Annotated in this window: 13 protein-coding genes; 5 read left to right on the top strand and 8 right to left on the bottom strand. The window is 64.2% G+C overall.

What is annotated here, in order from left to right; all coding sequences use genetic code 11:
- Positions 1-257: 257 nt before the first annotated feature.
- On the bottom strand, positions 258-2,546 hold the full coding sequence (metE, locus tag PanNE5_RS19165; protein ID WP_261938644.1) for a 5-methyltetrahydropteroyltriglutamate--homocysteine S-methyltransferase: 2,289 nt from the start codon (positions 2,544-2,546) through the stop codon (positions 258-260).
- Between the two features lie 226 nt (positions 2,547-2,772).
- Between metE and PanNE5_RS19160 the strand changes: the two genes are divergently transcribed.
- The 3 genes from PanNE5_RS19160 to PanNE5_RS19150 all read left to right on the top strand — a co-directional run bounded on the left by PanNE5_RS19160 (position 2,773) and on the right by PanNE5_RS19150 (position 5,517).
- The gene (locus PanNE5_RS19160; protein ID WP_261938643.1) at positions 2,773-4,200 is read left to right on the top strand and encodes an NAD(P)/FAD-dependent oxidoreductase; all 1,428 of its coding nucleotides are present in this window, start codon (positions 2,773-2,775) and stop codon (positions 4,198-4,200) included.
- 62 nt (positions 4,201-4,262) lie between these two features.
- Entirely contained in the window at positions 4,263-4,742 is a 480-nt protein-coding gene (locus PanNE5_RS19155) for a VOC family protein (protein ID WP_261938642.1), read from the top strand.
- A gap of 181 nt (positions 4,743-4,923) precedes the next feature.
- On the top strand, positions 4,924-5,517 hold the full coding sequence (locus tag PanNE5_RS19150) for a molybdopterin-dependent oxidoreductase (RefSeq protein WP_261938641.1): 594 nt from the start codon (positions 4,924-4,926) through the stop codon (positions 5,515-5,517).
- A 31-nt stretch (positions 5,518-5,548) separates the two neighbouring features.
- Here PanNE5_RS19150 and PanNE5_RS19145 read toward each other — a convergent pair whose 3' ends face one another.
- The 3 genes from PanNE5_RS19145 to PanNE5_RS19135 all read right to left on the bottom strand — a co-directional run bounded on the left by PanNE5_RS19145 (position 5,549) and on the right by PanNE5_RS19135 (position 8,420).
- Complete coding sequence (locus PanNE5_RS19145) at positions 5,549-6,556, bottom strand: sterol desaturase family protein (RefSeq protein WP_261938640.1); 1,008 nt, start codon at positions 6,554-6,556, stop codon at positions 5,549-5,551.
- A gap of 11 nt (positions 6,557-6,567) precedes the next feature.
- Entirely contained in the window at positions 6,568-7,512 is a 945-nt protein-coding gene (locus PanNE5_RS19140; RefSeq protein WP_232424646.1) for a beta-propeller fold lactonase family protein, read from the bottom strand.
- Positions 7,513-7,850: 338 nt separating this feature from the next.
- Positions 7,851-8,420: a PadR family transcriptional regulator gene (locus PanNE5_RS19135; protein ID WP_017234369.1), complete on the bottom strand. Its 570-nt coding sequence runs from the start codon at positions 8,418-8,420 to the stop codon at positions 7,851-7,853.
- A gap of 188 nt (positions 8,421-8,608) precedes the next feature.
- Between PanNE5_RS19135 and PanNE5_RS19130 the strand changes: the two genes are divergently transcribed.
- Both PanNE5_RS19130 and PanNE5_RS19125 read left to right on the top strand, forming a co-directional pair.
- Entirely contained in the window at positions 8,609-10,630 is a 2,022-nt protein-coding gene (locus tag PanNE5_RS19130) for an NADPH-dependent 2,4-dienoyl-CoA reductase (RefSeq protein ID WP_261938639.1), read from the top strand.
- Positions 10,631-10,856: 226 nt separating this feature from the next.
- Positions 10,857-12,632 carry a sensor domain-containing diguanylate cyclase gene (locus PanNE5_RS19125; RefSeq protein WP_261938638.1) on the top strand — a complete coding sequence of 592 codons (1,776 nt, stop codon included), beginning with the start codon at positions 10,857-10,859 and terminating at the stop codon, positions 12,630-12,632.
- Between the two features lie 62 nt (positions 12,633-12,694).
- On the opposite strand, the gene PanNE5_RS19120 is transcribed toward PanNE5_RS19125, so the two are convergent.
- The 4 genes from PanNE5_RS19120 to PanNE5_RS19105 all read right to left on the bottom strand — a co-directional run bounded on the left by PanNE5_RS19120 (position 12,695) and on the right by PanNE5_RS19105 (position 17,286).
- Complete coding sequence (locus PanNE5_RS19120) at positions 12,695-13,906, bottom strand: SAM-dependent methyltransferase (protein ID WP_261938637.1); 1,212 nt, start codon at positions 13,904-13,906, stop codon at positions 12,695-12,697.
- Entirely contained in the window at positions 13,903-14,730 is an 828-nt protein-coding gene (locus PanNE5_RS19115; RefSeq protein ID WP_261938636.1) for a DUF1365 domain-containing protein, read from the bottom strand. Before PanNE5_RS19115 ends, PanNE5_RS19120 begins: the two co-directional genes overlap by 4 nt.
- Entirely contained in the window at positions 14,727-16,031 is a 1,305-nt protein-coding gene (locus tag PanNE5_RS19110; protein WP_017234374.1) for an NAD(P)/FAD-dependent oxidoreductase, read from the bottom strand. The genes PanNE5_RS19115 and PanNE5_RS19110 overlap by 4 nt, the downstream gene beginning before the upstream one ends.
- Before the next feature lie 151 nt (positions 16,032-16,182).
- Complete coding sequence (locus PanNE5_RS19105) at positions 16,183-17,286, bottom strand: SAM-dependent methyltransferase (protein ID WP_261938635.1); 1,104 nt, start codon at positions 17,284-17,286, stop codon at positions 16,183-16,185.
- Positions 17,287-17,300: the final 14 nt, after the last annotated feature.

Genomic DNA, 17,300 nt, shown 5'->3' with positions numbered 1-17,300 from the left:
CGTCCGCGCGACTATGCCATGCAAACCAATAGCTAATCAATGACTTAGCAAGGTTTTTTCACGTAACCTCGCCATGACGGGACCGCATCGGCTTAGTCGTGCGGCATCGCTGAGGCCGGTTGGCGTCGTTTCACAGCGGATCGGGAGACAAATACGGCGACCCAACGTCAGCGGGCCGGCGAGTGCCGGCCCATGCGTTCGAAATGGTTGTCGGCCGGCAGATCGGACCCTCTCGAACCCTTTCGCCGGGAGGCCGCTTACTGCGCGCGCAGCGTCTTTGCGGCCGCCACCATGTTTTGCAGTGCCGGAATCACTTCCGCCCACTGGCGCGTCTTCAGGCCGCAGTCCGGGTTGACCCACAGACGCGAAGCCGGAATGCGCTCGGCCGCCTTGCGCATGAGCGACACGATGTGCGCCTGCGTCGGGATATTCGGCGAGTGGATGTCGTAGACGCCCGGTCCGATTTCGTTCGGGTATTGGAACGAATCGAAGGCATCCAGCAGTTCCATGTCGGAGCGCGATGTCTCGATGGTGATGACATCGGCATCCATGTCGGCGATGGAGGCGATGATGTCGTTGAACTCCGAATAGCACATATGCGTGTGGATCTGGGTGTCGTCCTGCACGCCGTTCGCGGTGATGCGGAACGACTCGACGGCCCAGTCCAGATACGTTTGCCATTGCGCACGGCGCAGCGGCAGGCCTTCGCGCAGGGCTGCCTCGTCGATCTGGATCACGCGCACGCCCGCTCGCTCCAGATCCAGCACTTCCTCGCGAATCGCCAGCGCCAGTTGGTAGCACGACACCGAGCGGGGCTGATCGTCGCGCACGAAAGACCAGTTCAGGATCGTGACCGGCCCGGTCAGCATGCCCTTCATCGGTTTGCGGGTCAGCGATTGCGCGTACCGGATCCACTCGACGGTCATGGCCTTCGGGCGGCGGATATCCCCGAACATGATGGGCGGCTTCACGCAACGCGACCCGTATGACTGCACCCAGCCGAACTGACTGAAGGCGTAGCCGTCAAGCTGCTCGCCGAAATACTCGACCATGTCGTTACGCTCCGCTTCCCCGTGCACGAGCACGTCGAGACCAAGGGCCTCCTGTTCGCGCACGCTGCGGGCGATTTCGGCCTGCATCGCGGCGACATAACCGGACTGATCCAGTTCGCCGGCCTTGAACTGGCGGCGCGCAGCACGGATTTCGGACGTTTGCGGGAACGAGCCGATCGTCGTGGTCGGATAACTCGGCAGGTTCAGCGCGGCGGCTTGCTTCTCGGCGCGCACGGCGTACGGGTGCTGACGACGGCCCAGCGACGCTTCGATCTTTGCCACCGCAGCCTTGACGGCCGGATTGTGGACGCGCGGCGAGGCGCGACGGCTGGCGATGGCGGCGGCATTGGCGGCGAGCTCGGCGCGCAAGGCGTCGCGGCCTTCGTTGATGGCGCGCGCCACGACCGTCACTTCGGCGAGCTTCTGCTTGGCGAACGCCAGCCATGATCGGATTTCGGCATCGAGGTTCTGCTCGCTGTCCAAATCCACCGGCACATGCAGTAGCGAGCACGACGGTGCGACCCACAGGCGATCGCCTAATGCCTGGGCGACCGGCTCCAGCCAGTCGAGCACGGCGGTCAGGTCGGTCTTCCAGATGTTGCGGCCGCTGACCACACCAAGCGACACGACTGCATCCGGGGGCAGGGCGTCGATAACCTTGGCGACTTCGCTTTGGGCATTCACGGCATCCAGATGCAGGCCGTCGACGGGCAATCCGCAGGCCAGCGGCAGGTTCTCCTGCAGTTCGCCGAAGTACGTGGCGAGCAGGCGCTTGACCGGGGCGGCGGCGAGCGCGGCGTAAGCTGTCTCGAAGGCGTACTGCCATTCGGTGCCGAGTTCGGTCACGAGGATCGGCTCGTCGATCTGCACCCATTCGACGCCCTGCGCGGCGAGCGTCTCGAGCAGCTTCACGTAGACCGGCAGCAGGCGCGGCAGCAGGGCGAGCTTGTCGCTGTCGTCCTTGGCTTTGCCGAGCCACAGGTAGGTGACCGGGCCGATGATGACGGGCTTGACCTTCACGCCGGCAGCACGGGCTTGCGCGAGTTGTCCGACCAGACGTGAGGCGTCGAGCGCGAATGTCGTGGCGGCGGAGAATTCGGGGACGATGTAGTGATAGTTCGTGTCGAACCACTTGGTCATTTCCCCTGCGGCGACGCCGCCGCAGCAGGCGTCGTGCGCTTCGGCACCATGGGCCGACCGGCCGCGGGCGACGCGGAAGTAGTTGTCCAGCGCATCGCCGTGGAAGCCTTGCACGCGTTCCGGCAGATTGCCCAGCGTGAAACTCATGTCGAGGACGTGGTCGTAGAACGAGAAATCGCCGACGGGCGCCAGATCCAGGGCGGCTTGATCCTGCCAGTGACGCAGGCGCAACGATGCGCCGAGCGCTGTCAGCTCGTCGCGCGACGATTGCCCTTTCCAATACGCTTCCTGACCGAACTTCAGTTCACGCTTCGCGCCAATGCGCGGAAATCCCAGATTGTGTGTCTTTGCCATGGTCTCTTATGACGCTTGTCGCCGGATGAATGAAATCGTGACGACGATCATAGAGGTTCCGTTTCATGAATGAAAATGGTCTTATTTTAGATTGACGTTAATTTTATTCATGTTGATCGGGCAGCGCCTGATGTCGCGTGCGTCGCCCCGCACGTCGCATATCAGTTCGCGTGTGATTGATTCGCATCAATGCCCCCGCCGACGATACCGATAGGCTTTTAGGGGGATGGAAGCGCGCGAACGAGGTGACACCGCTGCGACGGCTGCCAAGGCGTGGGGCAACGTCACGATCTGGCGCGTGGGTGGCGCTTGCCCTGGACTGTCCGAATTCACTGCGCTGCGCGCTGGAGACATGCTTATGAACACCGCGACCAAGCCACATGTGCTTGTCCTCGGCGGCAATTTCGCCGGACTTTCCAGCGCGCAGAAAATCCGTGAATACGCGGGTGAGAGCGTGGACATCACGGTGATCGACCGCAAGGACTATCTCCTATTCGTGCCCAATATCCCCACCGACGTGTTCGAAAATCGCGATCCGTCGCTGCACCAGCGCATGCAATTGCGGCCAGCGCTGGCGGGAGACGACATCCACTTCATCCAGGCGCTGGTGCAACGCGTGGATATCGACGCCAGAATGGTCCACTTTCTTCCGTTCGAGCGCCCGGGCGAAGCCTCCGAGTCGTTGCACTACGACTACCTCGTGGTTGCCTTGGGTGCCCATCTGGCCTATGACCGCCTGCCCGGCTTTGCCGAGCACGGGCATACCGTCTCGGACCTGTTTCACGGTGAGCGCCTTCGTCGGTATCTGTTCGAGGGCGGCTACCGCGGTGGGCCTATCGTGATTGGTGCGGCGCACTTTCACCAGGGCGATGGCGCCGAGGGCCTGCAACCCTATCCGGGCGGCAGCATTCCCTATCTGAAGGCGGCGTGCGAGGGGCCTATCCTGGAGATGACGACAGCGATGGCGAGTTGGCTCACGCGCACCGGCAGGGGAACCCCGGAAAAGATCACCGTCTTCACGCCTGATGAGGTGATCGCGGCGGACGCAGGTGTCAAGAACGTCGAGGCCTTCCTGCGGATGACCCACGCGATGGGCATCCACTACCGCAACAACATGCCCGACATTGCCCGGCTTACCGCTGAGGGCATCGAGTTCAACACAGGGGAGACGCTTGCGGCGGAAATCAAGTTAATCCTGCCCGACTGGGTGTCGCATGAGTGTCTGCGGGATCTGCCGATCTGCGACAGTCGGGGTTTCGTGCGGACTAATCTGCTGATGCGCAATCCAGAACACCCCGAAATTCTTGCCGCTGGCGACTGCGCATCGGTAACCGTGCCCAAGATCGGCGGCATCGGGCACCAGCAAGCCGAAATCGTCGGACGACAGATCGCGCTCGACATGGGCCGCATGGACGCCGAGGAGGCCAACCAGGCACTTCGTCCGGTCACCTTTTGCATTGGCGACATGGGCGAGGGCCGGGCGTTCTACGTGCGCTCCAACAGCTGGTTTGGTGGCCACGACGATGTGCTGAAAATGGGGCGAGTTCCGTATCGGCTGAAGATGAGCTACCGGGACTTGTTTTTCCTGACGCACGGGAAGATGCCGGGGTTTGGTCTGAACATCGCGCAGTTCGCAGCCGAAAGGGTATTTTGACGAGCGGCGCGAAGGGCTGCCGACAGTTTGACAGTTGCAGGACACATTGCGGAGACAAATGGATGGTCGATTCCACCGCGTTCCCACAGGCACAAGAATTCCACGTGAGCCTGCGCGTCGCCGATCTGGCTGCGAGCACGGCCTTCTACACTGCGTTATTCACTGCCTCGCCCAAAGACACCACGCCGCGATACAGCACATTCCTTTTGCCGCATTTGCATCTGAACCTGGTACTACTGGTCAACGATGGCCAGAACCCGTTGGATACCTATAGCCTCTATCACCTGGGGCTCGGGGTGGCGGGGAAGACGCAAGTGATCGCCGCGTATCATGCCGCGCTGGCCGCTGGGGCGCCCATTGTCAAGCCTCCGCGCACAACGTGGCGCGGCACCCCGCTGCACGAATTGTGGCTGCGCGATCCCAGTGGCTATCTGATCGAGGTCTATGCGCGGCTCACTGTCGAAGAGCTGGCGCAGATGCCGACCGATCAGGAGCCGACCCTTCTCGTACCGAGCACCGAGACGTCACAGAGCGCACCGTAATTGAAGACGATCATGTCGCTCCCAGCGAGGGTGCTTGCGTCTTTATCGTGACGGGCGATGGAAGTTCATGATCGAGTGCACGAAGCAGCAGGCGACGTGCCACCGGGCTGTTCGCTCGTGATACGCTCGTGCAATGCTTCGGCGCACCTGCCGGCATTCGCCATCGCTTTCGTCAACTTCCATGAAGAAAAGAGAGTTTCTTGCCGGTGCCGCGGCAGTCGGCGCGTCTGCGCCGTTGTTCGCCAAGACGGCTGCAATGCCGGGATCAGCGGCTACGACATCGCTGGTCACCATCAGCGGCGCTATCGGGCATCACAACCGTGGGCCTGTCGATCCAGCGCTCGATCAGCTCTTTCACAAGCAACTGGTGAAATTCGACGCCGCGTATGCGTTCGACTTCGGCATGTTGACGCGCCTGCCCGCGCAGACCATCCGTCCGACGCTGGAATACGATGCCCGGCCGCACACCCTGCGCGGACCACGTCTGACCGACGTTCTGGCGCAGGCGGGCGTGCCCGCCAATCCGGCGACGCAGGTGTTGTTGCGCGCGATCGACGGGTACATCGTCGCGACCACGCTGGCGCAGTTGCGCGAGTATCGCTTCCTGCTCGCCACGCATCTTGACGACAAGCCGCTTGCGCTCGGTGGTTTGGGGCCGCTGTGGGCCGTCTACGAACCGGCCGCGATCCCCATGCTGGCGGGCAAACCCCTCAGGGAGCAGTTCGCGCTTTGCCCGTGGGGCATTTATCACATCCAGATCAACGCTGTCTCCTGAACCGTGCCCGCGCTGAGGCGGGCGCGTCCGGTCAGGAAGCGTCGGCGCGCAAGGCGGGGCGACGCAGGGTAAGGCGTCTCGCGATACGTCCGAAGGCGCGCAGTTGTTGCGCTATCACGCCCATCCCATACCGGCGCGAACGGCCTTCGGGGGCGGGGAGTTGGTCGCGAATGCCGGTCGGCTCCGCGGCGCGTTCCCAGGAGGCGGTACGGAATACCACGTCCCACCAGGGAACCAGCACGCCGAAGTTGCAGCCGTACCGAGTGCCTTCGTGCCCGTAGCCGATGGCGTGATGACGACGGTGAAACGTCGGGCTCACGATCAGACGTTCGAGCACCGGGCCGTACGGTAGCCGTGCATTCACGTGCTGAACACTCTGCAAGAAATTCCCCACAGCCACGAGCACGACGTATTGCGCGGGTTGCACGCCGATGAACAGCGCAATCGACGCAAAGAAGGCGGCTTGCAGCATGTTGTCGAGGAAGTGGTTGCGGTCGTCCGTCCACATCGACATCTGTTGCTGGCTGTGGTGCACCGCGTGCAGTTCCCACCAGACGCCGAAGCGATGCTGCCAGCGGTGGTACCAGTAGCCCGCGAAGTCGAGCACGATCAGGTAGAGCAGGAACGTCACGAGCGGTTGATCCGTCACGCCCGGGTACAAGCCGTCCAACTGGACGTTCGGCAGCCCGTGGATCACCATCTGGCTCTGCAGCGCGTTAAAGACCGGTTGCAGCACCATGAAGAAGAGCAGATTGAGAATGCCGAGCTTGGCGATCCACGTGTAGATCACGTCGGCGCGCACCTGGCGGCGATCCTGCCACTGCTCGACCGGACGCAACGCCTCGAGCGGACGCAGCAGGGCATACGTTACGCCGATCTGGAAGACTCCGACGAGCACCCAATACAAGGCGTCATAGATATCGTCGGCGTAGCCCATCAGGTTGAAGTGGAACAGCAGCGGCTGCACCCCATCGACGTAGACGAGCGTCTGCGCAGCGGCGATGCCGCTGTCTACGAAGTTGATGGCTTCCTGAATCATCTGGGGTCTCGTCAGTCCGGATTCGGCGAAAGTACGGGCGCGCGATCAGCAAAGAAAATACCATGCGGCGATCGATTGACGGCAATTCGGTCGATGAGTTTGCGCGTCGTCAAGTCGATCACCCCCACATGACGCGCAAACCGGAATGTCACCCAAAGATAACGCTTGTCGGCGGACAATTCCATATCGTCCGGCCCTGGCATCAGGCCGGTGATATCGCCCACCTTGGTCAGCGACTCGTAATCGAGAATGCTGATCGTGCTCTCGACACGGTTGCTCACGGCGATGTGACGGCCATCGGCGAGCGAGCGGAAGTTGTGGGCGCCGCGTCCCGTCGGAATGCGTTTGACGATCTTCTGCGTGCGCCAGTCGACCACGGCCACATCGTCTTCCCCCGTCATGCCGACGAGCAGGTACTTGTCGCCCGGTGTCATCCAGAGCCCCGCAGGCGTCTTGCCAAGCGCCATGCGCCACTTCACCGTTTGCGTCGCAAGGTCGATGGCGGCCAGCTCGCCCGTGTCCTGCACCGTCACGAACACGGTCTTGCTGTCCGATGTGAAGGTCATATGGCTGGGTGTCTTGGCCAGCGGAATGCGCTTGGCGATCGAGAAGTTCTGGCCGTCATAGTGGTACACGTCGAGACGGTCAAGGCGCAGTGCCGTCGTGACGAACCATTTGCGGTCAGGCGAGAACGCGAGCTGATACGGGTCTTCGATGTCCGCGATCTGACGTTGCAGCTTGCCGGTGTTCGGATCGAGGAACATCAGGCTGTTCGAGACCGAATTCGCGACGATCAACGAACGCTTGTCGGGGGTGATCATCAGGTGATGCGGCTCCTTGCCCGTCGGCATGGTGCCGACGACTTTGTGCGACGCCTGATCGATGAGGGAAAGCTGGGCTGCGCCGGAATCGAGCACGATGACGGTGCCGGCATGCGCGGGCGAGAGCGGGAGCATCGCGGCGACCACGACCGAAAGCGTCGCCAGGGTGTGGGCACGGCCGCTCAGCCGGGAAAACTTGAAAGAGAACGCCATGAGAGCCTGAGGTGGGGCATAGGACAGTAACGCAGGGCCGGTAAGCCATGCGTCGATTCCTTCGTTAAACGCGCCACGTGCCCGGCGCGTTGACAGAAAAATGGGACGAGACGGGACGAAACACGGCAAGACGGGATATCGGCGGACGAAGTGGGGAGACAGGGTGCGACATTGGCCGAAACGTGGCGCGAAGCGGCGGGATGCCGCAGTCCGATAAAACTTATCCGCTCCCCAAGCGCGTAGGCTCACGCCGCGTCTTGTCAGGCGGAAGGCGCATCGGCGGGTGCCACGCCATCCCATTTTTCCAGCAGGGCCAGCGCCTCGCGCGTCCAGTCGAGCCAGCCTTGCTCATACCGCACGCCAAGTAACAGAATGTGCCGTTGCAGTGTGGCGGCGCGCGTTAGCGCCTCGTCCGGGGGAAAGTCGCGCGCTTCGATGGCCTGGTAGGCAGCGAGCTTTTGGGCGTGGAGTGCCGCGCGCCGCTGCAATTCCGGCTGCAGGCCGAGCGGCCCGATGGCGGCATCGGCACGCAGTCGCACCATCAGATCGTCGCGCAGATCGGCGGGGGCCGTGGGGGTGGCGGCCCAGTTGAGCAATTCATCGCGCCCGGCGTCGAGCACGCGGTAGACGCGCTTGCGCGTGCGCCCGCCATCCGGCGCAGCCATCGAATCGATCCAGCCGGACGCCTCCATACGCGCCAGTTCGCGGTAGATTTGTTGATGGCTGGCATGCCAGAAAAAGCCGATCGACTTGTCGAAACGGCGAGCAAGGTCGTATCCGGAGGACGATTTCTCCAGCAACGAGGTCATCAGGGCGTGGGCAAGCGGCATGTCCGGCAGTGTAGGGACTCTATTTAGACTATGCAACCAGTTGCATAGTGGGCAACGCCCCCTTAAAATCGCCCTCGAACTATGCAACCGGTTGCATAAACCAAAGACGCGCGAACGACGCGTCATGTGCTTGCCGGGTAGTCCCTGCCAAAACCTGCGGCCCGCGCCGAATGAAAAGTGAGACAACGATGAGCGGCTATCCCCACCTGATGCAACCCCTGGATCTGGGCTTTACGACGTTGCGCAACCGCGTGCTGATGGGCTCGATGCATGTCGGGCTCGAAGAGGCGCGCAATGGCTTTGCCCGCATGGCCGAGTTTTACGCGGAGCGGGCGCGTGGCGGCGTGGCGTTGATGGTGACGGGTGGCATCGCGCCGAACGACGCCGGTCGGCCCTATGCGGGCGGCGCCAAGCTCAGCACCGAGGAAGAGGCCGAGAAGCACCGTGTCGTAACGCAGGCCGTGCATGCCGCCGGGGGCAAGATCGCCTTGCAGATTCTTCATTTCGGGCGCTATGCGTACCATCCCGATCTGGTCGCGCCCAGCGCATTGCAGGCGCCCATCACGCCCGCCAAGCCGCGCGAACTGACGAGCGACGAGGTCGAGGCGACCATCGGCGACTTCGTCAACTGCGCCGCGCTCGCGCAGCAGGCCGGATACGACGGGGTCGAAATCATGGGGTCCGAGGGGTACCTCATCAACGAATTCATTGCGGCCCGCACCAACCATCGCACCGACGCCTGGGGCGGCAGCTATGAGAACCGGATCCGCTTCCCCGTCGAGATCGTGCGCCGCGTGCGCGAGCGCGTGGGGCGCGAGTTCATCATCATCTACCGCCTCTCGATGCTCGACCTGGTCGAAGGCGGGTCCACCTTCGAGGAGGTGGCGCAACTGGCCCGCGCGGTCGAGGCGGCCGGGGCGACGCTGATCAATACGGGGATCGGCTGGCACGAAGCCCGCATCCCGACGATTGCCACGAGCGTGCCGCGCGCCGCATTCGCGTGGGTCACCGGCAAGCTCAAGGGGCACGTCGGCATTCCGCTCGTCACGACCAACCGCATCAACATGCCGGACGTGGCCGAACGCATTCTTGCCGACGGCGAAGCGGACATGGTGTCGATGGCGCGCCCGCTGCTGGCTGATCCCGAGTTCGTGAACAAGGCGGCGGCCGGCCGCGCCGAGACGATCAACACGTGCATCGGCTGCAATCAGGCGTGTCTCGATCACACGTTCAGCGGCAAGATCACCTCATGCCTGGTCAATCCGCGCGCGTGCCATGAGACGGAACTGCGCATCGAGACGGCCGGGCGCACGCGTCGTGTGGCCGTCGTCGGCGCGGGCCCCGCAGGTCTGGCGGCGGCAACCGTCGCGGCGCGGCGGGGACACGACGTCACGCTCATCGAAGCCGATGCCGAGATCGGCGGGCAATTCAACATGGCCAAGCGGATTCCCGGCAAGGAGGAGTTTTTCGAGACCCTGCGCTACTTCCGTCATGAACTGGATGCCGCGGGCGTCAACGTGCAATTGCACACGCGTGCGACGGTGGCGTCGCTGGTCGACGGCGGGTACGACGACATCGTGCTGGCCACCGGGGTCGTGCCGCGTCGGCCTGCTATCGAGGGACTGGATCACCCCAAGGTGCTCAGTTACATCGATGTGCTGCGTGGCGGGGCATCGGTCGGCAAGACCGTCGCCGTGATCGGGGCAGGTGGCATCGGCTTCGACGTGGCCGAGTTCCTCACGCAAGCCGGAGAGAGTGCCACGCTCGTGCCGGCGAAGTTCTACGCGGAGTGGGGCATCGACGCGGCCTACGCGCATGCCGGCGGCCTGCGCTCGCCAGTGCCGCAGACGTCGCCTCGCAAGGTCTACCTGATGCAGCGCAAGACCTCGAAGGTGGGCGACGGACTGGGCAAGACCACGGGATGGATTCACCGCACCGCGCTCAAGCATCGCGGCGTGGAAATGATCCCCGGGGTGACCTATCGCCGGATCGACGACGAAGGTTTGCACGTCACCATCGACGACACGCCGCACGTTCTGCCCGTCGATAACGTAGTGCTGTGCACCGGACAGGAGCCGTTGCGCGAGCTCGCCGAGGGCCTTCGGGCGGCGGGTGCACGCGTGCATGTCATTGGTGGGGCCGATGTGGCGGCCGAACTCGACGCCAAGCGCGCGATCCAGCAGGGCACCGAGGTGGCGATCGACCTGTGACGGTGCCGGGCGAGCGCGGGCGGCGCCAGATCGTTGTGCGACAATGGCGCCTCGTCGATTTCGGCTGCTCGTTTATCGTCCGCCGGCGTTGTCGCAATGCCAAAGCGTGGGCGCCAAGTGCCGGGCGTCACGTGTCCGAGGCACGCTGTGGATTGTCGCCGTCACGGCGGTGTCCGACGCGGCCCGCGTGGGAGCCTGAACCGTGTGGCCGACGGTGTCATCGTCCATGAAGCGCACGTTTCTCTCTACCGTTTCGCTCACCGGCCGCCTGCGGTGGCTGAATCTCGCTGTCGTCTGCGTTGTCGTCGTCCTTTGCAGTAGTTTGCTCGCCTGGACTTGGGGAACATACCAGCGCGCGAGCGACGCGTCCCTTGCGCTTGAGGCCTTGCGTGCCACGCTGCTCGCGATGGAGAAGGCGTCGGCGGAGCGCGGGCCGGCCAATGCCGTGCTGGGCGCCGATCTCCCGCTTCCCGACGCATCGGTCGTTGCGCTGCGCAATGCCCGCGAGGCCACCAACGCGCGTCTTCAGGAACTGCTGTCTGCGCTCTCGGCCGATCGGTGCGACGCCTGCAGCAGCAGCTTGCGGATCGTCGAGCGCGCGCGCCTGGATCTCGCGGCGGCCAGCGCGAACGTCGACCTGTTGGTGCAACGTCCACGCGACATGCGCGGCGACGCGGCCGTGCGCGATGCCGTCGATCGCATGATCCGTGTCATCCCCGAGTTCACCTCTGTGGCATCGTCGCGCATCGACGTGATTTCGCGAGGCGCGCCCGACGCGCTTCACTACGTCGTCCTGGCGCGACTGGCGGCGGATCTGCGCGAGTTTGCCGGACAACTCGGCTCACGCTTCACCGCGGCGCTCACCACCGGGAAGCCGCTCGCCGAGGTCGATCAGCGCGCGATTGAACGCACGCTCGGGCGCGTCGAGCAATTGCACGACATGATCGCCGCGCGCATGATCGATCCCTCTGAACTCAGCCCCGAGACGCTCGACGCCCTGAACACCCAGTACTTTGGCGCGGGGCTGCATTATGTGGCGACGGTACGCACGCTAGCCAGTCAGCCCCAACCGGTCGCGCCAACGACGGCCGAGTTTGCGCGCCAATACGTGCCGACGATGCGCGCGATCACCGACTTCCGCGACAACATGCTGACGCTGGCCCAGCGCAAGGTCGACGCCCGCGCCGCGCTCGCGCTCAAGTGGCTGATCGTCACGGCGATCGCTGCGATTGCGCTGGTGCTCGGGATGATCGTTGCGTTGCGGAATTTCCGGCGCAGTGTGGTGCAACCGTTCGAGGCGGCAACGCGTTTCGTCGAGGCGCTGGCGCAGGACAATCTCGATGAGGCGGTGCCGGTTGACGACATGCCGACGCATCGTCCGCAGGTGCGGGCCGTGTTCGATGCGCTGCGCGTACTCAGGCTCAACGCCCTTGAATTAAGGCAATTGCGGCGCGATCGCACCCGGTTGCAGAGTGAGCTGGAAATGAGCGGGGACACGGACCCGCTGACGCAACTGATGAACTGGCGGGCGTTCGAGCGGCAGGCCCAGGCGCTGTGTGCGATGCCGTCGCCGGGGTTGGTGGCGTTGATCAAGCTGGATATCGACAACTTCACGCAGATCAACGCGACCTGGGGACACGGGGTCGGCGACGATGTGTTGCGCCGTGTCGGCGCGGTGTGTCTCAACACGTGTCAGCCGGGGGATGTGGCGGCGCGGCTGGGTGCGGACGCGTTCGCGATCGTGGCCCGTGTGCTTGCCCCATCTCGCGCGCAGCAATTCGCGGAACTGATGTGCGGGCGTATCGAAGCCACCGCGTTGACGTTGCCGAACGGCGAAGTCGTGCCGCTGACAGCGAGCGTCGGCATCGCCATCGGCGATCCGGCGACGTTGGGGCCGACGCCGGTGTCCAGCGGCGGGCCGGCCAATGTCTCGGCACTCTTGAGTCAGGCGGAGCGTCAGCTCGACGCCGCGCGCCGCGCCCGGCGGCGAGCCATCGAGTAGGGCGCGGCGCATCGCGTCAAGGCAAGGCCCGCGGGCCACCGCGCGCGAACGCGCACGGCCCATCAACGCCCATGCGCCACAACGAAGTGCCGCACATCGATGCGCTGTTCAGCGAACGCCGCCTCGCAATATTGGAGATACAGCCGCCAAGACCGGATGAACGTGTCGTCGAAGCCTTGCGCACGCACCGCGTCGATCTGCGCGTCGAAGGCGGCACGCCAGTGCTGCAACGTTCTGGCGTAATCGAGACCGAAGCGTAGTGTCTCGACGGCGGTCATCCCGCATGCCTCCGACGCGCCGACAAATCGCTCCGCACTTGGCAGCATGCCGCCTGGAAAGATGAACTCGCGGATGAAGTCGCTCGACGAGCGATAGGCGTCGAAGGCGCTGTCGTCGATGGTGATCGATTGAATGAGCGCACGGCCTCCGGGGCGCAAGCGCGACTTGAGCATGCTGAAGTACGCCGGCCAAAACGCTTCGCCCACGGCTTCGAACATCTCGATCGAAACGATGGCGGCGAACTGGCCTTGCACGTCACGGTAATCCGTGAGCGAGACGTCCGCCAGGTGGCTCAGTCCCTCGGCGTCGATGCGGGCTTTGGCGAGCGTCAGTTGCGCTGGCGAGAGGGTGATGCCATGCACTGCGATGCCTTGCCGGGCCGCGTGCAGCGCAAATCCGCCCCATCCGCATCCCACTTCCAGCACCCGCTCGCCCGGACGCAGCGCCAGCGTATCGATGATCCGCTGATACTTGGCGGCCTGGGCGTCGGCAAGCGAACGGTGGGGGTCGCCCTCGAACCAGGCGCTGGAATAGGTCCACGTGGCGTCGAGCCACAGTTCGTAGAAGCGATTGCCGAGATCGTAATGCGCGTGAATGTTGCGACGGCTGCCCGACTTGGTGTTGCCGCGCAGGCGATGGCGCAGGTGATACCAGATTCGTGCGATCCGCGAGCCCGTGACGGTGTTGGAGATCGACGCGAGGTTGCGTATCGCGAGCCGGAGCAGCGCCACCATATCGGGCGAGTCGACCCAGCCGGCGCGATAGGCGTCTGCAAAGCCGATGTCCCCGGCGTGCATGATGCGGCGGCAGGCACGCCAGTCGCGCAGGTGAAGCGTTGCGCCTGGCGAACTGTGGGGATCTCCGAACACATGCAGGGTGCCGTCGGGACAGATCAGCGTAAGGTGTCCGGCGTGAATCCGGCGCAGCAATGCGATAAACAGGCGCGCGGAAATCGGTGCGATCGGACGCACGGAAAGCAGGCGGAGCGGAATCATGGACGAATCTCCCGGTCGGCGGAAGCGGCGCGCTCCGGCGCCGTTGCACGTAGCGTTGGCGGCGTCTTGCCGAAGAACGGCACGCGCTTGAGCCAGAGCCTCAGCGCTTGCCAGTGAATTCTGATGACGACGTTCAGCGCATTGGAGGGCTGCGAAAGCACGGCGAACAGAACGCGCCGCCCCGTGAACGGTTCGGCCCGCATGGCGATCGCCGTGCGCAGCAGCAGCGCATCGCCGACGCGGTAGTCGATGGCGACTGACCATATCGCGCCCTTGCGGCGTACGCGAAACTCGTATTGCCCCTGCACGTCGCAAAACGGGGAGACATGAAAGACTTTGCGGCAGACGAGCCGCGTATCGCCACGAATGGGCGCATGATCGTCGGCACTGAGCAGATACCCGTGGTGTTGACCAAAGGTGTTGCGCACATCCGCATACAAGGCGCGCAAATTCCCCTGACGGTCATGGCAGTACCAGAAGCTCACCGGATTGAACGCGTAGCCGGCCATGCGTGGAATCGTCTGCAGCCAGACGGCGCCGTCGGCGGGAATTCCCGCCTCCGCCAGACGTGCGCGCATCCAGGGCAGGAGCGCGCTGCCGTCGCGGGGACCGTAGTCGGCCGATTTCAAGGCGAGTGGGCGTCGCCGGTCCAGCGCGAACCATCGGCTGCGCAGAGCGTCGAGACGCCCGACATCGCAGGCGATCTGAAACATCGAGTAAGTGAACGCATGCCGGACCGGATGCAGCCGTTCGTGGGTCACGAGGCCGCGCAGCAGCCAGGCAGGCGGTGTCGAGGGGTTGCCCGTGACCTCCTTCGTGCTCATGGTTGTGCCCACGTCGGCATCACGCCGAAGGCGTCGGCCACCCGCAGCGCGGATTTCAGGCCGTCCTCGTGAAACCCATAGCCGGTCCAGGCGCCTGCGAACCACGTCCGTTGGCGGCCTTGAATATCGGGCAAGCGCGATTGCGCGTCCACGGCCGCCAGATCGAGCAGGGGGTGTTCATAGGCATAGCGTCCCAACACCTTGTCGGGCGCTGGCTCATGGCTCGGGTTGAGCGTGACAATCACGGGCGACGTGAAGGGCAGGGCCTGGAGCTGGTTGATCAGATAGCTCACGCACACTGGACGGTGCGCGTCGGCGGCCGCGTTCGCCTGACTGACGTAATTCCACGCGGACCAGACACGACGGCGGCGCGGCAGCAGCTTCGGATCCGTGTGCAGGACCGCGGCGTTCGGTTGATAACGCACCGCACCGAGAATCTGATGCTCGGACGCGTTGGCGTCGCCCAGCAACCGCAGGCTGTCCGGGGCGTGCCCGGCGAGCACGACGGCGTCGAAGCGCTGCGATTCGCCGTTGCCGAAAGCGATTGTCACGCCATCGCGCTCGCGCGTCACCCGCCGTACGGGCGTTCGCAACCGGACATCGTCAAGTGTTGCCAACATGCGGCGCACGTAGGCGCGTCCACCACCGGCGACGGTTTTCCATTGCGGACGATGCCGAATCTGCAGCAGCGCGTGATTCAGGCAGAAGCGCAGAAAGGTCGCCGCCGGAAAGTGCAGAATGTCGGCCGCCCGGCTCGACCAGATCGCGGCGGCCATGGGCAAGAGATAGTGGTGCTGGAACGGTTGTCCGTAACCATTCGCCACCAACAGGTCGCCGACGGACTGGCGCTCGCGCACCGCGCTTTGCAGGTGTTGCTCCGCCGTCGCGTTAAAGCGCAGTACGTCGCGGAGCATCCCCAGAAAGCGCGGGGAATAGAGGTTGCGACGTTGGGCAAATACGGTGTTCAGGTTCGTGCCCGCCCATTCGAGCGCACCGCCGTCGACCGACACCGAGAACGACATATCGCTCGCGATGGCGCTCACGCCGAGTTCGTCGAACAACGCGATCAGGTTGGGATAGGTGCGATCGTTGAAGACCAGGAAGCCCGTGTCGACCGGGGCACAATGCCCGTCGAGCGTGACATCGACCGTGTTCGTATGTCCTCCGGCATAGTCGCCCGCCTCGAACACTGTCACGTGATGCTTGCGCGCGAGGAAATAGGCGCTGGCCAGTCCGGCGATGCCCGCGCCCACCACGGCGACACGTTGTCCGGGAGGCAGGGTGGCGGTCGATGCATTCATTGGCTTGTCTCGTCGAAGTTTTTTGCTTATACGAAACGTAAGCGCGCGCGGATGCATGCGCGTTTGAAAAAGCGGTGAGCCACCCACGAATGCGCCCGCCGCGGCCGGATACGCAGGGCGCGCCACGTCATGGCGGCGGCGGGGCGGCGGCTCATACCTGTTGGCGCCGCTTTTCGAACAGATAGTGGCCCACGCCCCACTCGCGGCCCTGGGCGTAGCCGAACAGTTCGGCAACGGCCATATAGAACATGCGCCAGCGCTGGAACTGAACGCCGGCCTGCGGGCCATAACCGGCCTCGAGCATCGGCAGGGTCGTCGCACGCGACGCGTCCAGGGCCGCCAGCCAGTCGTTGGCTGTGCGCTCGTAATGGCGACCATCGACCCACCAGCGGTTCACGATGCGCAGGTCGTCCTGGAAGTGCAGCAACAGATCCGCGCTGGGCATGGTGCCGCCGGTGAAGAAGTGTCGCGACATCCAGTCGCTGCCATCCTTGTTGTGGAAAGGGTAGGCCACATGACGATGCGCGAAGAGATGGACGAACAGGGTGCCATCGTCGTTCAGCCAGCGGGCGATCTTCCCGAGCAATGCGCCGTAGTTCTTCATGTGCTCGAACATTTCGATGGACAGGATGCGATCGAATCCTCCGCGAACGCCGTCATCGAACTCAAATTCCGCCACATTGCCGGTCACGATCTGCAGATTCCGAAGCCCGCGTCGCGCCGCCGTCGACTCGATGAAACGGCGTTGACCATGAGAATTCGACAGCCCAACGACCTGCGTACCGGGGTATTGCGCGGCGAGCCAGAGCGAGAGCGAGCCCCAGCCGCAGCCAAGATCCAGAATCCGCTGACCGTCGGCGATATCGGCGCGCTGCGCGTAGAGGGCCAGCATCGCCTGCTCGGCCTGGGCCAGTGTCTCGTCGCCATTCGGGTAATAGCAGCACGAGTACTTGACGGCGGGCCCCAGGTGCTCGGCAAAGAAGTCGCTTGGCACCTCGTAGTGCTGCGTGTTGGCGGCCTGCGTATCCACGGCAATCGGACTCGCGCGCAGTTCACTGACGAACGCGGCAAGCGATTCGACGCTTTTCTCTGGATCGTGCGCATGCGCTTCGCGCAGGCGCTGGCGCATCAGCATGCGCATGCCCGCGCGCAAAACGATATCCGGCACAAGGCCCCGCTCGCAAAGCCGGATCAATCCGGTTTCGTCGGGCGCTTCGGCTCGGGCGGCGGGGGGTTGCGTAAGGGAGGCGGTCATCGCGATGGGCTCCT

The sequence above is a fragment of the Pandoraea sp. NE5 genome (genome assembly GCF_024363545.1).
In the GTDB taxonomy this organism is placed as follows: Bacteria; Pseudomonadota; Gammaproteobacteria; order Burkholderiales; family Burkholderiaceae; genus Pandoraea; species Pandoraea cepalis.
Note: the sequence above shows the minus strand (reverse complement) of the source record. Positions and strands in the feature narration are given on the sequence as shown.

Coding starts and splice junctions, on each gene's coding strand:
- PanNE5_RS19130 (WP_261938639.1), top strand. CDS start 8,609: ATGAGCGGCTATCCCCACCTGATGCAACCCCTGGATCTGGGCTTTACG.
- PanNE5_RS19145 (WP_261938640.1), bottom strand. CDS start 6,556: ATGATTCAGGAAGCCATCAACTTCGTAGACAGCGGCATCGCCGCTGCG.
- PanNE5_RS19125 (WP_261938638.1), top strand. CDS start 10,857: ATGAAGCGCACGTTTCTCTCTACCGTTTCGCTCACCGGCCGCCTGCGG.
- PanNE5_RS19150 (WP_261938641.1), top strand. CDS start 4,924: ATGAAGAAAAGAGAGTTTCTTGCCGGTGCCGCGGCAGTCGGCGCGTCT.
- PanNE5_RS19160 (WP_261938643.1), top strand. CDS start 2,773: ATGGAAGCGCGCGAACGAGGTGACACCGCTGCGACGGCTGCCAAGGCG.
- PanNE5_RS19120 (WP_261938637.1), bottom strand. CDS start 13,906: ATGATTCCGCTCCGCCTGCTTTCCGTGCGTCCGATCGCACCGATTTCC.
- PanNE5_RS19110 (WP_017234374.1), bottom strand. CDS start 16,031: ATGAATGCATCGACCGCCACCCTGCCTCCCGGACAACGTGTCGCCGTG.
- PanNE5_RS19140 (WP_232424646.1), bottom strand. CDS start 7,512: ATGCTCCCGCTCTCGCCCGCGCATGCCGGCACCGTCATCGTGCTCGAT.
- PanNE5_RS19105 (WP_261938635.1), bottom strand. CDS start 17,286: ATGACCGCCTCCCTTACGCAACCCCCCGCCGCCCGAGCCGAAGCGCCC.
- PanNE5_RS19115 (WP_261938636.1), bottom strand. CDS start 14,730: ATGAGCACGAAGGAGGTCACGGGCAACCCCTCGACACCGCCTGCCTGG.
- PanNE5_RS19135 (WP_017234369.1), bottom strand. CDS start 8,420: ATGCCGCTTGCCCACGCCCTGATGACCTCGTTGCTGGAGAAATCGTCC.
- PanNE5_RS19155 (WP_261938642.1), top strand. CDS start 4,263: ATGGTCGATTCCACCGCGTTCCCACAGGCACAAGAATTCCACGTGAGC.
- metE (WP_261938644.1), bottom strand. CDS start 2,546: ATGGCAAAGACACACAATCTGGGATTTCCGCGCATTGGCGCGAAGCGT.